The sequence below is a fragment of the Bacteroides graminisolvens genome (assembly GCF_963666085.1).
Lineage (GTDB): Bacteria > Bacteroidota > Bacteroidia > Bacteroidales > Bacteroidaceae > Bacteroides > Bacteroides graminisolvens.
Map to the genome: position 1 here is coordinate 2,702,706 of NZ_OY762556.1, position 13,237 is coordinate 2,715,942.

The following is a 13,237-nucleotide window of genomic DNA, read 5'->3' on the forward strand; positions in this document are numbered from 1 at the left end:
TTTTTTGTTTTGATGTTATATCTCAAGAGCACCAATAATATCTGTTATTGACTGATATTTATGTTTGTTTAGATAGTTATTGATACCGTCTTCTACTTTGACGCAAACAGTAGGATCAATGAAATTGGCCGTTCCAATTTGAATAGCAGATGCACCTGCCAAGATGAATTCAATAGCATCTTTCCAGTCCATAATACCCCCCATTCCAATGACCGGTATTTTTACCGCCTTAGCAACTTGCCATACCATCCTTAATGCGACCGGCTTTACTGCTGGTCCTGACAAGCCACCGGTAACAGTAGATAAGAGTGGTTTTCTGCGCTCAACATCAATGGCCATGCCTAATAACGTATTTATTAATGAAACACTATCGGCTCCATTTGCTTCTACAGCTTTTGCTATTTCTGCTATATCGGTAACGTTCGGTGAAAGCTTAACTATCAGTGTTTTATCGTATGCTTTGCGAACAGCGTTGACTACACTGGCTGCTCCCGTTGTGGTTACGCCAAAAGCCATTCCTCCTTCTTTCACATTGGGGCAAGATATATTTAGTTCTATTGCTGAAATCTTGTCAAGCGAGTTGATTATTTGAGCAGTTTCCACATAATCTTCTATAGCAGAGCCCGATACATTTACAATAATATTAGTATCAATGTGTTTAATGCGGGGATAAATGTGATCTGCAAAGTAGTGAACTCCTTTATTCTGCAATCCTACAGCGTTTAGCATGCCTGCAGGTGTTTCTGCCATTCGGGGATATGGGTTTCCTTCACGCTTGTGAAGAGTAGTTCCTTTTACAATGATACCGCCTATTCGCGATACATCAATAAAGTCTTCGAACTCTTCACCATATCCGAAAGTCCCTGATGCCGTCATTACAGGATTCTTTAATCTTAAATCTCCAATATTTACATTTAAATCTGCCATAATAGTTTTTTAATATTAAAAACAGGACCTTCTTTACAAACACAAATATGCCCTTCTGTTGTATTTTCAACGCAGCATAAGCATACTCCAAAGCCACAAGCCATGGTGTTTTCTAATGAAACCTCACACTCTATATTATTTATTTTTGCATATTTTGCAACAGCCATCATCATAGGTTTAGGCCCGCATGTATATATTTTATTAAATGTTTGCGTTGACAAAAGTGAATGTTGAGTTACATATCCTTTTTCTCCCATGCTTCCATCTTCTGTAGTGGTGAAGACATTTCCATATTGAGTAAATTCGTCAAGTTGCAGCAGGTCATTTTGGCTTCTGGCGCCTAATAAAAAGTTTGGAGTGAATCCTTTTTTGCTTAATTGTTCACCCAAAAATAGCATGGGGGCAGTACCTACACCTCCGCCAACCAATAATAGCCTTTCTGATACGTTTTCAGGCATTGTGAAGCTGTTTCCAAGTGGTAAGATAACATTGATTGTTTGTCCACGTTTAACAGCCGCTAAGTGCCTTGTTCCATCGCCAACTAATTGGATTAGAAACCATACCTCATTATTATCTTTGTCGATAAAGTTAATGGATATCGGTCTACGCAGAAATGTTTTTGAAGATCCTTCCACTTCCAGTTCCGCAAACTGTCCCGGTAGCATGTCGGGCAATTTTGTGGGAGCGGTCATCTTGAGCAATACATAGTTGTCGTTTAGCTGAATATTTTCAGAGACAACCAAGTCTAAAATATATTTTTTCATGTGGATAAATAGAAGAGTATTAATTCTTGATTTACCTTGCAAAGATACGGCAAAAAGCTCAAAGATTAGAAATTACTACTTATTTTTCTCCTTTAAAGGTTTCATAGGTATTATCATCAAAGAAAATTCTTATTTCCGTTATTTTTCTAGGAGGTCTTTCTATATACTTAACTTCCTGTTTTACAGGCTCTTTAGTATTGTAATCAGGCTCTTTTAATGGCATTTCCTTGCGATATTCTCTTTCTGCTGATATATTGGACGTATTTATTGCATTCTCATCAAACAGAGAGGGCAGAAAATCCATTGAAATAGATTTCTGACTTTGTTCATTCAAATTGCCGTTCCCATATAATAACCACTCTAAATCTATTGAGCTATATTTTTGGTGAACTTTCATGATGACATCCAGACTTGGTTTGTTTCTACCATTAAGAATGTGTGAAAGAGTGGACTGCTGTATGCCAATGCTTTCGGCAAAGGCGCCTGAGGTCATGTTCTCTTTCTCCATGAGCATTTTAATTCTATCTTTTATATCCATCTGTTTTATGAATTTCAATAATGTACCAATCTTAATTGATTATACAAAAGTAATAGAAAGAAATCACATTTGCAAATTAATTATATAAAATTGAATTATTACATAAGTATACTAGACGTTTACTGATGGAATGAAATACCTTAAAAACCTTGTTTTACTTTTGTATTTGTATTGTAGTTTTAGATTATATTTTTATTATAATTAATTGATTATCATCATTATATGTTGTTGTATTTTTATTGTTTATGGCTTGATTCACATTTGTTTTATGAAACGGTTTATTAGATTGAAGTAATAGAGTCATTTAGTTGTTGTAATATGCTGATAATCAGATTTTTATTTATTAAATAAGGCTTTGTTAAAAGCGTATTGTTACATTTTTAAATAGGCCAAATTTTATTTGTAATATTTGTTTTTACAGATGTATTTATGTTGTTTTGTATACATGTGTGTATAAATTTACAATTATACTTTTATATATGTAAATACATATATTACATGCGTAAAGAAACAAAGTTAAGTAAACAATTATAATCACTTATCTATAAGATGAAAGAGATAGTATATTACTCGTAAACGCCAAATCCTTTTCATATTTGGGGTAATTCCTTATGCTATATTTTTTAAGCAATTCTAGAAGGGTTGTTTTTTATGTAATTGTTTGATATTTAGGAGTTTAATCCTATTTTTATAAAATGTAAAATAGGATATTCTAGAATTATTATGCTGATTAGAAGGCATAAAAACGCTGTTTACCATTATTCTTTATCGAAATAATGATAAAATAGAAGTTTAAGTAGATAGAAGAAAGGAAATGACGACGTTAATGGAGTATTTTAAAAACGAGTTCTTTTAAAATTTGGCTGTCGGATAAGGAGGCATTATCTACACCTTTCACTTTTGCATCAGCTTGCCTTATTTCAGAAATGATTTGCATTGTTTTTACACCGGAATATTTTTTTATTGCCAACATATAGTCTTTAGCTTGCCATGGAGTTCTTAACCCTAACATGTTGGCAATACCTTGATCCGACTTATCGGGTGCATAGTAAGCCAGCATCAAATTAGAAAAGAAACTAAATAGAAGTGGCAAAGTCATTTGAATAGGATTCGATTTGGGATTCTCTTCAAAATACTTGATGATACGATTTGCTTTTAATACGTCTTTATTAATCAGTGCATTTCGCAGTTCAAAGTTGTTATAGTCTTTACTTATTCCAATGTTTTTCTCAACTTGCTCAGGTGTCACCCTAGTTTGACCAGTAGGTAAAGTGATGATAAGTTTTTCCAGTTCACCTGTGAGTCGGCACAAATCATTGCCAATAAATTCAGTGAGCATCTCTCCTGCTTTTTGTTCTATGTCCACTCCTTTACGTTTCAGATAAGAAGCGATAAAACCAGGAAGATTGGCTTCTTTTATTTTTTTTGATTCAAACAATACGCCGCTCTTCTCAATTTCGGCGGCAAGTTTTTTTCTGCGATCAAGTACGCCATGTTTATGGCAAATAACCAAAATAGTAGAAGTTAGCGGTTTTTGTAAATAAAAAGCTAACTCCTCTATGTTTTTAATGTTTTGCGCCTCTTTTACAATGACTACTTGGTATTCTGACATCATTGGATATCTTTTGGCAGCATTTATTACCGTAGCGATATCCACATCGGAACCGTAAACAACTGTTAAGTTGAATTCCTTTTCAATATCAGTTAGAATGTTATCGGTTATATAGTCGGTAATAATATCAATATAATATGGCTCTTCACCCATTAAATAATAAACGGGATAGAATTGTTTTTTTTTCAGTTCACTTAAAATATCGTCGCAAGTCAATTCCTTTTTAGCCATATTAATTTCTGTTACCAGTCAAATTTGAGGTGTTTTACCGTTTTCTTTTCTTCAATAATCATTTTAAGAGATGCAATACCAATTTGCACGTGTTCTTCAACAAAATTTTGAGTTACGATGGTATCACTTCTGTCAGTCTTTACCCCTTCAGGAATCATGGGCTGGTCAGAAACAAGCAACAATGCGCCAGTGGGAATGTGATTAGCGAACCCCACACTGAAAAGAGTTGCAGTTTCCATATCGACAGCCATGGCACGAGTTTTTTTAAGATAATCTTTAAAAGTTTCGTCGTGTTCCCAAATGCGTCGGTTGGTTGTATAAACTGTACCGGTCCAGTAATCGCGTGCATAGTCACGTATCGCTGATGACACAGCTCTTTGAAGCATAAATGCCGGTAGCGAAGGAACTTCGGGTGGAAAATAATCGTTTGATGTACCCTCACCCCTTATGGCAGCTATAGGTAGAATCAAATCGCCAATCTTATTTTTTTTATCAATACCTCCACATTTACCCAAGAATAAACATGCTTTTGGGTGAATAGCACCTAGTAAGTCCATAATAATGGCAGCATTGGGGCTACCCATGCCAAAGTTTATAATGGTTATTCCGTCAGCGGTAGCAGAAATCATGTTTGCATCGCGGCCGTAAATCGGTACATTGAATTGCTCTGCAAATATTTCAACATACTTATTAAAGTTGGTCAGTAAGATATATTCTCCGAAATCTTCCAGTTTACGTTTAGTGTAGCGGGGAAGCCAATTCTCTACAATTTCTTGCTTTGTTTTCATAAATTATCCATTAAATTTGTATTTCCATTAAACAGGAACCAATATTTAACATACAAAAATAGTAAATGTTATCATTAAACCTACCTGCTTTTGAAACAAAAATCACTTTGCGCGATGAAAAAAGGGTGATTTTTGATGTAATTCGTAAACGATATGTTGCATTGACCCCCGAAGAGTGGGTCAGACAACACTTTGTGCACTTTCTTATTGATCACAAACAGTATCCATCTGCTTTGTTGGCCAATGAAGTATTGCTGAATTTAAATGGAACAAAAAAAAGATGCGATACTGTATTATACACCCGAGATTTATCTGCTAAGATGATTATTGAATACAAAGCGCCGCATATAGAAATTACCCAATCGGTATTTGATCAAATAACCCGTTACAATATGGTGCTAAAGGTCGATTACCTGATTGTTAGTAATGGAATGCAACATTTCTGTTGCCGGATGGATTATGCCAGTGGGAAATACATCTTCTTGGAAGACATACCCGATTACCCACAGCTATAAAAAGACCCTTATTTAAACCGTTGTGAACAACAAATTTAAATAAGGGTCTAATACCTTATAGATCGGAATTTATTTCTTTCCGGTTTTTTCTATTTTCACTTCAAGATCAATACCTGCCAATTCAGGGTCAATCATGATGCGTCCGCAATATTCGCAAACAATAATTTTCTTACGAGAACGAATATCGAGTTGTCTCTGAGGCGGAATCTTGTTAAAACAACCTCCACAAGCATCACGCTGTACATAAACAACGCCCAAACCGTTACGCGAGTTTTTGCGGATTCTTTTGAAAGATTGAAGCAAGCGAGGTTCAATAATAGTTTCCAGGTTTTTGGCCTTATCTCTTAATTTTTCTTCCTCTTGTTTGGTTTCAGAAATGATCTCATCCAATTCGCTCTTTTTCTGTTCCAAATCTTTTTTTCTTTCATCAAGAACCAGTGAACTATTAGCTAATTCTTCGTTCTTATCTTTTTCTTCAGCAGTGAATTCTTTGATTCTCTTTTCGCAAAGTTCAATTTCAAGCGTTTGGAATTCAATTTCTTTGCTTAAGAAATCATACTCACGGTTGTTGCGTACATTGTCTTGTTGAGATTTGTATTTCTCAACTGCAACCTTAGCTGTTTCAATTTCAATTTTTTTAGCAGCAATAGAAGCTCTCAGTTCATCAATTTCAGACTTGATCTTGTCTATACGCGTACTTAAACCGGCTACCTCGTCTTCCAGATCTTGAACTTCCAGAGGAAGCTCCCCTCTCAATGTTTTGATCTTATCAATTTCAGACAACATAGTCTGCAGTTGAAACAACGTTTTCAATTTCTCTTCAACTGTCAACTCTTTCGGTTCGTTTTTTGCTTCTTTAGCCATATTACTATAAATATTTTATGGGATTTGTATTTACTTTACTAATAAATATCTGATTGTGAGGCATGACCCCTTTCAATATAGACTGAAAAATATCTTTTGTGAATTGCTCACTTTCATAGTGACCTATTTCAGCGATCAGCAAATCTGTTTCATGACCAAAATAATCATGATATTTCATTTCACCGGTTATAAAAACATCCGCTTTATTTTTGATTGCATCTTTTAGTAAAAATGCTCCTGATCCACCACATAACGCTACCGTTTGAATTTCTCTTCCTGCTAACTTGTTGTGCTTCAGGCAACCCACTTCAAATGTTTTCTTTATACGTTTCAAAAAGTCAAGCTCCGTTTCCGGACTAGGCAGCTCTCCTATCACCCCGGCTCCGGCTTGTTGCCAAGCATTGAGCAGTGGGTAAAAATCAAAAGCCGGTTCTTCATACGGGTGATTATTTACGAGTGCTTTTTTCACCTGTTCCATTTTAAAAGAAGGTAAAATAACTTCAATTCTCACCTCGCCTTCCCGATGCATTTCACCTATCGAACCACAGAAAGGATTCGCTCCCTCTTTCGCTCTGAAAGTGCCTTCGCCTTCCAGGTTAAAGCTGCACGAGTCATAATTTCCAATGTTACCACAACCCGCTTCAAATAAAGCATTTCGAAGATTGTCGGCTTTAGCAAATGGAACAAAAGTAACCAACTTAACTAACGAATTCTCTTTTTCAGATAGTATGCGAATGTTTTGTAGCCCTATTTTCTCAGCTATTTTATAATTTACTCCATTGGAGGCATTGTCTAAATTAGTATGAGCCGAATAGATGCAAATATCATTCTTTATTGCCTTCAAAACACAACGCTCCACATAATCCTTTCCCGTTAAAGATTTCAAGCCTTTAAACAACAAAGGATGATGAGAAATAATCAAGTTGCAATCAAAAGCAATAGCTTCGTCAATCACAGCTTCGGTTACGTCCAGACACAACAAAGCCCCTGTTGTTTCCGCATCTGTCAGTCCAATTTGCATGCCGGCATTATCCCATCCGTCTTGCAAAGGCAGAGGCGCGAACCTTTCAAGGGCGCTTACTACTTCCTTAATTTTCATTTTATGGAAAATTTGAAGCAAAGATAATACATATACTGTAATAAACCATCTTTTTGATCAATCATTTTTCTATTGTTAAGTAAAGTCGGCGCTCAATAAGCCGTTTTTAGTGCTTATGAATGAGTGATAACCATAAAAAAACTTATCTTTGCCCTGAAAAATAAATGAATAACAACGATGATACTGAATGAACGTGACACTCGCCATGAGCATGCATTGCAAATTGGCAGACAGATGATGACAGCTGCGCGAACGGCCCCCAAAGGAAAGGGTATTGATATTATTGAAACCGCCCTGATAGAAGGAGAACATATTAAGATCCTTTCGGATGTTATGATTGCTATGGTAGAAGAACATGGCATGAAGTTTTTTCTTCGTGACGCCGACAACATTCTGCAAGCCGAATGCGTTGTGCTTATTGGTACACACGAGAAAGCGCAAGGTTTGAATTGCGGTCATTGCGGTTATGCAACCTGCGAAAGTCGTGACAACGGCGTACCTTGTGCGTTGAACTCCATTGACGTGGGCATTGCAATTGGTTCGGCTTGTGCCACCGCGGCCGATATGCGCGTTGACACCCGAGTGATGTTTTCGGCCGGACTGGCAGCGCAACGGCTCGACTGGCTGAAGGGTTGTAAAATGGTAATGGCCATACCCGTCAGTGCATCGTCAAAGAATCCGTTTTTCGATCGTAAACCTAAAACAACATAATTATGGGCATATTAGTTGGCTATCCCAATATAGGCGGTACCGAAAAAGACTTGCAACTGAATTTCGGATTACCGATTAGTGAGCAAGTAGAAATGCGTACCCCTCACCTTCCCGCTGAGTGGTTTCCGCAGAGCGGAGTTCAGCTTACCTGGCCCCATGCAGGAACCGATTGGGCGTATATGCTGGAAGAAGTACAGCAATGTTTTGTGCAGATAGCCCGCGAAATAGCTTCGCGCGAAAAACTACTGATAGTGACACCTGAACCCGATGAAGTGTTGAAGCAGATTGAGAACCAAGTCAATATGGATCATGTAGTTTTCCTGCAAGCAGAAACGAACGATACCTGGGCTCGTGACCACGGAGCCATTACCATGCTCGATGGTAGTGCGGCTACCCTACTCGATTTTAAGTTTAATGGTTGGGGACTGAAGTTTGCATCCGATAAAGATAATCTGATTACTCTCAAAGCCGTTGAAAAAGGAGTGCTCAAGGGACAATACCAAAACAGACTGGGTTTTGTATTAGAAGGAGGTTCCCTGGAAAGTGACGGTATGGGTACCCTGCTAACTACCTCCGAATGTTTGCTGTCGCCCAATCGAAACGGTCAGATGAACAAGGTAGAAATAGAAGAATACCTTCGCTCCGTATTCCATTTGCAGCAAGTACTGTGGTTGGATCACGGCTATCTGGCAGGTGATGATACCGACAGCCACATTGACACGTTGGCTCGTTTATGCTCACCTACCACAATTGCCTATGTTAAATGCACCGATCCCGAAGATGAACATTTCGAAGCGTTGCAAAAAATGGAAGATCAGCTCAAAACGTTCCGCACATTAAGCGGTGAACCTTACCGGTTACTGGCGTTACCCATGGCCGATAAAATAGTTTTCGATGGCGAGCGCTTACCCGCTACCTATGCTAACTTCCTGATTCTCAATGATGCGGTGCTATACCCCACTTACAATCAGCCACAAAATGATGAATCGGCAGCCCGTGTGCTGCAGCAGGCATTTCCTCAACACGAAATAGTTGGAATTGATTGCACTGCGCTCATCAAACAACACGGTTCGCTTCACTGCGTAACCATGCAATACCCCAAAGGAGTTTTATAATTTCGTAAAAAGAAGACAATGAGAAAAATAGTAACTGGAATCATACAACAGTCAAATACAGCCGATTTACGCACCAATCTCAAAAATCTGGCAGCCAGCATAGCAGAGTGTGCCTCAAAAGGTGCTCAATTAATAGTGTTGCAGGAACTGCATAATTCACTTTACTTTTGCCAGACCGAAAATACGGATCTATTTAACCTGGCCGAACCCATACCCGGTCCGTCTACAGGCTTCTATTCCGAGCTGGCAGCCGCACACAAAGTCGTTCTTGTTACCTCACTTTTTGAGAAACGCGCCCCCGGACTGTATCACAATACGGCGGTTGTTTTTGACACGGATGGCAGCATAGCCGGTAAATATCGTAAAATGCACATCCCTGATGATCCTGCCTATTATGAAAAGTTTTATTTCACCCCCGGAGACATCGGTTTTGAACCCATTCAAACATCGCTGGGCAAGCTGGGCGTTTTGGTGTGCTGGGATCAGTGGTATCCGGAAGCTGCCCGCCTCATGGCATTGAAAGGAGCCGAAATATTGATTTACCCTACAGCCATCGGCTGGGAAAGTTCGGATACGGAAGATGAAAAGTCGCGTCAACTCAATGCGTGGATTATTTCTCAGCGAGCACACGCGGTAGCCAATGGCCTACCGGTTGTTTCGGTGAACCGTGTGGGGCATGAACCCGACCCGTCGGGCCAAACCAATGGCATTCAGTTTTGGGGAAATAGTTTCGTTGCCGGTCCTCAAGGTGAATTCCTGATTCAGGCATCGAATGACAAGAATGAAAACTTATTAGTGGAAATTGATTTGGAACGCTCAGAGAACGTGCGTCGTTGGTGGCCGTTCCTGCGCGACAGGCGTATAGATGAGTACGGTGGACTCACTAAGCGTTTTTTGGATTAAATATTCTCTTCGGTAATTTCCGAAGAAAACCATATTAAAAGAACTCCCGGTAATCAAGGCCTTCTTGAATTACCGGGAGTTTTTATCATTAATATGCTCTGGCAAAGATAACCCTGCAAGCAGACGGCTTGCCCGTTACCATACATTTGCCCGGCGTTTTATCACCATCTAAAGGTATGCAACGAATGGTTGCTTTGGTTTCCTCTTTGATTTTCTCTTCCGTTTCGGTAGTACCATCCCAGTGAGCCAAAATAAAGCCACCTTCTTCAATCTTTTCTTTGAATTCATCGTAAGAATCGACAGTGATAGTATGTGAAGTGCGATAGTCAAGAGCCTTTTGGTAGATATTAGCCTGAATTTCTTCCAGCAAATTCTTAACGTAAGTCTCAATTCCGTCGCAAGATACCGTTTCTTTTTCGAGTGTATCTCTACGCATTACCTCCATGGTATTGTTTTCCAGGTCGCGTGCACCCATTACCAAACGAACAGGTACCCCTTTCAACTCATAGTCGGCAAATTTGAATCCCGGACGCTTGTTATCAGCATTATCATATTTTACTGAAACACCCAATGCTTTCAGACTGCTTACAATACCGGCAACCTTCTCGTTAATCAGGTTCAGTTGTTCCTCGTTTTTGTAGATGGGAACAATAACCACCTGAATGGGTGCCAAGTGCGGAGGCAATACCAAACCGTTATCGTCAGAGTGAGTCATGATAAGTGCTCCCATCAAACGGGTAGAAACCCCCCATGAAGTAGCCCATACATACTCCATTTTATTTTCTTTGTTCACAAACTGAACATCAAAAGCTTTGGCGAAGTTTTGTCCCAAGAAGTGAGACGTACCACTTTGCAGAGCCTTTCCATCTTGCATCATAGCTTCAATGGTGTAAGTGTCTAAAGCGCCGGCAAAACGTTCGTTGGCCGATTTTACACCTTTAACAACCGGTACAGCCATGTATTTCTCAGCAAAATCTGAATAAACATTCAGCATTCTGATAGCTTCCTCTTCTGCCTCTTCGCGGGTAGCGTGTGCGGTGTGTCCTTCCTGCCACAAGAATTCGGACGTACGAAGGAATAAGCGGGTACGCATTTCCCAGCGCATTACATTGGCCCACTGATTACAAAGAATAGGCAGGTCACGGTAAGAGTTGATCCAATTTCTATACGTATTCCAGATAATGGTTTCAGAAGTAGGACGAATAATGAGTTCCTCCTCCAATTTAGCTTCCGGATCAACCACTACCCCTTTTCCGTCGGGAGAGTTTTTGAGACGGTGATGAGTAACCACTGCACATTCTTTGGCAAAACCTTCAACGTGTTCTGCTTCGCGACTCAGGAAAGATTTCGGTATCAGTAGCGGGAAATAAGCATTCACGTGTCCGGTTTCCTTGAACATATCGTCAAGCTGACGTTGAATTTTCTCCCAAATAGCATATCCGTAAGGCTTAATAACCATACATCCACGCACGGCCGACTGCTCTGCTAAGTCGGCTTTCACTACCAAATCATTGTACCACTGCGAATAATTTTCGCTGCGTTTGGTCAAATCTTTCAGTTCTTTTGCCATTTTAATATTGTTATTTCTATTCTTTCATTTTTAATGGATGCAAAAGTACTAAAAAAAGCCATATTAGTCATACTAATACGGCCTTTTTATTTCGTTTGCAAGGTGATAAAGAGCCCTATTAATCTGTTTTGCCAACCATTTTGTGCGGATTAACCCATGCATCGAATTCTTCCGATGTAACTTCGCCCGATTCCAAAGCAGCTTCTTTCAGCGTTTTTCCTTCAGCATAAGCCTTTTGCGCTATGGCGGCGGCTTTGTAATAACCAATTTTAGGGTTGAGAGCAGTAACCAGCATCAATGAATTCTCTAAATGCTTCTCAATGTTTTGCGGAATCGGTTCAATGCCAATGGCACAATGTTCGTTGAAGCTGCGGCACCCTTCTCCTATCAGGCGGGCACTGTGTAAAAAGTTATATATTATAAGCGGTTTGAATACGTTGAGTTCAAAATGTCCGCTGGCCCCTCCAATACTTATGGCCACATCGTTGCCCATTACCTGTGCGGCAATCATGGTAAGCGCTTCACACTGCGTGGGGTTCACTTTTCCGGGCATGATGGAAGAGCCCGGTTCGTTTTCGGGAATGTGTATTTCACCAATTCCACAACGCGGTCCCGAGCTCAGCATGCGGATGTCATTGGCTATTTTCATCAGGCTTACAGCTACCGTCTTCAGTGCTCCGTGCGTTTCGACCATTGCATCGTGACTGGCCAGCGATTCAAATTTGTTGGGTGCAGAAACAAACGGCAGTCGGGTGAGTCCGGCTATCTTTTCCGCTACTTTATCGGCATACCCCTCGGGCGTGTTGATGCCCGTTCCCACGGCTGTACCTCCCAAGGCCAGCTCCACTAAATGCTTCTGAGCATTTCTGATGGTCTGAAGTCCGTAATTTAGCTGAGCCACATAGCCGCTAAACTCCTGTCCCAATGTGATGGGAGTAGCATCCATGAAGTGCGTTCGGCCTATTTTGACTATCTTTTTGAACTCCTCACTCTTAGCCTGCAAAGTATCTCTGAGAGCCTCTATGCCCGGAATGGTAATTTCCTCCAGCATTTTGTAGGCTGCAATGTGCATGGCGGTGGGAAACGTGTCATTAGAAGACTGCGATTTGTTCACGTCGTCGTTGGGCGACAAAACCTTGTGTGCGTCCGTCAGTTGACCGCCCCCAAGCACATGCGCCCTGTTGGCAATCACCTCATTGACATTCATGTTGCTCTGCGTGCCGCTACCCGTTTGCCACACAACAAGTGGAAACTCATGGAGTAATTTACCTTCCATAATCTCGTCGCACACCCGTGCTATCAACTCGGTTTTCTCTACAGGAAGCACACCCAGTTCGCAATTGGTTAAGGCCGCCGCCTTTTTTAAATAGGCGAAAGCTTCAATGACTTCACGCGGCATACGATTGGTTTCTGTGGCAATCTTGAAGTTGTTCACGCTCCTTTGCGTTTGAGCTCCGTAATAAGCATTTACAGGAACCTCAACCTCTCCCATCGTATCTTTTTCTATTCTGTATTCCATACTGATTGATTTAATTTGTTTCTTTTAAGAACAAATTTGGCTTCCCGTTAGTTTTATGTAGAAATTGTTATTTGAATTGCA

The 13,237-nt window shown here is 40.0% G+C and carries 13 protein-coding genes; 4 read left to right on the plus strand and 9 right to left on the minus strand.

Annotation, left to right across the window (positions count from 1 at the left end):
* Positions 1-15 precede the first annotated feature (15 nt).
* From ACKPCE_RS11455 to ACKPCE_RS11475, 5 genes are all read right to left on the minus strand, one after another.
* Positions 16-927, minus strand: a complete 912-nt coding sequence (locus ACKPCE_RS11455) for a dihydroorotate dehydrogenase (protein WP_319505281.1) — start codon at positions 925-927, stop codon at positions 16-18.
* Positions 915-1,691 carry a dihydroorotate dehydrogenase electron transfer subunit gene (locus ACKPCE_RS11460; protein WP_319505282.1) on the minus strand — a complete coding sequence of 259 codons (777 nt, stop codon included), beginning with the start codon at positions 1,689-1,691 and terminating at the stop codon, positions 915-917. The genes ACKPCE_RS11455 and ACKPCE_RS11460 overlap by 13 nt, the downstream gene beginning before the upstream one ends.
* Before the next feature lie 79 nt (positions 1,692-1,770).
* Complete coding sequence (locus tag ACKPCE_RS11465; protein WP_319505283.1) at positions 1,771-2,229, minus strand: helix-turn-helix domain-containing protein; 459 nt, start codon at positions 2,227-2,229, stop codon at positions 1,771-1,773.
* Between the two features lie 823 nt (positions 2,230-3,052).
* The gene (holA, locus tag ACKPCE_RS11470; protein WP_319505284.1) at positions 3,053-4,072 is read right to left on the minus strand and encodes a DNA polymerase III subunit delta; all 1,020 of its coding nucleotides are present in this window, start codon (positions 4,070-4,072) and stop codon (positions 3,053-3,055) included.
* A gap of 11 nt (positions 4,073-4,083) precedes the next feature.
* Positions 4,084-4,860, minus strand: coding sequence for an AMP nucleosidase (locus ACKPCE_RS11475; protein WP_319505285.1), 777 nt, complete (start codon positions 4,858-4,860; stop codon positions 4,084-4,086).
* Positions 4,861-4,925: 65 nt separating this feature from the next.
* Here ACKPCE_RS11475 and ACKPCE_RS11480 point away from each other — a divergent pair, with 65 nt between their 5' ends.
* Positions 4,926-5,375: a type I restriction enzyme HsdR N-terminal domain-containing protein gene (locus ACKPCE_RS11480; RefSeq protein ID WP_319505286.1), complete on the plus strand. Its 450-nt coding sequence runs from the start codon at positions 4,926-4,928 to the stop codon at positions 5,373-5,375.
* Between the two features lie 69 nt (positions 5,376-5,444).
* Here the strand turns inward: ACKPCE_RS11480 and ACKPCE_RS11485 are convergent, their stop codons facing one another.
* Together ACKPCE_RS11485 and ACKPCE_RS11490 are read right to left on the minus strand one after the other, a co-directional pair.
* A complete protein-coding gene (locus tag ACKPCE_RS11485; RefSeq protein WP_276991107.1) occupies positions 5,445-6,239 on the minus strand; it encodes a zinc ribbon domain-containing protein in 795 nt (264 codons plus the stop codon).
* A 4-nt stretch (positions 6,240-6,243) separates the two neighbouring features.
* Positions 6,244-7,338, minus strand: a complete 1,095-nt coding sequence (locus ACKPCE_RS11490; RefSeq protein WP_319505287.1) for a Nif3-like dinuclear metal center hexameric protein — start codon at positions 7,336-7,338, stop codon at positions 6,244-6,246.
* 177 nt (positions 7,339-7,515) lie between these two features.
* Between ACKPCE_RS11490 and ACKPCE_RS11495 the strand changes: the two genes are divergently transcribed.
* Genes ACKPCE_RS11495 through ACKPCE_RS11505 form a run of 3 tightly spaced genes read left to right on the plus strand, consistent with a single transcriptional unit; the run spans position 7,516 to position 10,067 of the window.
* Entirely contained in the window at positions 7,516-8,049 is a 534-nt protein-coding gene (locus ACKPCE_RS11495; protein WP_276991110.1) for a ferredoxin domain-containing protein, read from the plus strand.
* 2 nt (positions 8,050-8,051) lie between these two features.
* A complete protein-coding gene (locus tag ACKPCE_RS11500; protein ID WP_276991112.1) occupies positions 8,052-9,164 on the plus strand; it encodes an agmatine deiminase family protein in 1,113 nt (370 codons plus the stop codon).
* An 18-nt stretch (positions 9,165-9,182) separates the two neighbouring features.
* Positions 9,183-10,067, plus strand: coding sequence for a carbon-nitrogen hydrolase (locus tag ACKPCE_RS11505; protein WP_319505288.1), 885 nt, complete (start codon positions 9,183-9,185; stop codon positions 10,065-10,067).
* An 88-nt stretch (positions 10,068-10,155) separates the two neighbouring features.
* On the opposite strand, the gene proS is transcribed toward ACKPCE_RS11505, so the two are convergent.
* Both proS and fumC read right to left on the minus strand, forming a co-directional pair.
* Positions 10,156-11,637, minus strand: coding sequence for a proline--tRNA ligase (gene proS / locus ACKPCE_RS11510; protein WP_319505289.1), 1,482 nt, complete (start codon positions 11,635-11,637; stop codon positions 10,156-10,158).
* 118 nt (positions 11,638-11,755) lie between these two features.
* Positions 11,756-13,156 (minus strand): class II fumarate hydratase, encoded by a 1,401-nt coding sequence (fumC, locus tag ACKPCE_RS11515; RefSeq protein WP_319505290.1) that lies wholly within the window; start codon positions 13,154-13,156, stop codon positions 11,756-11,758.
* Positions 13,157-13,237: the final 81 nt, after the last annotated feature.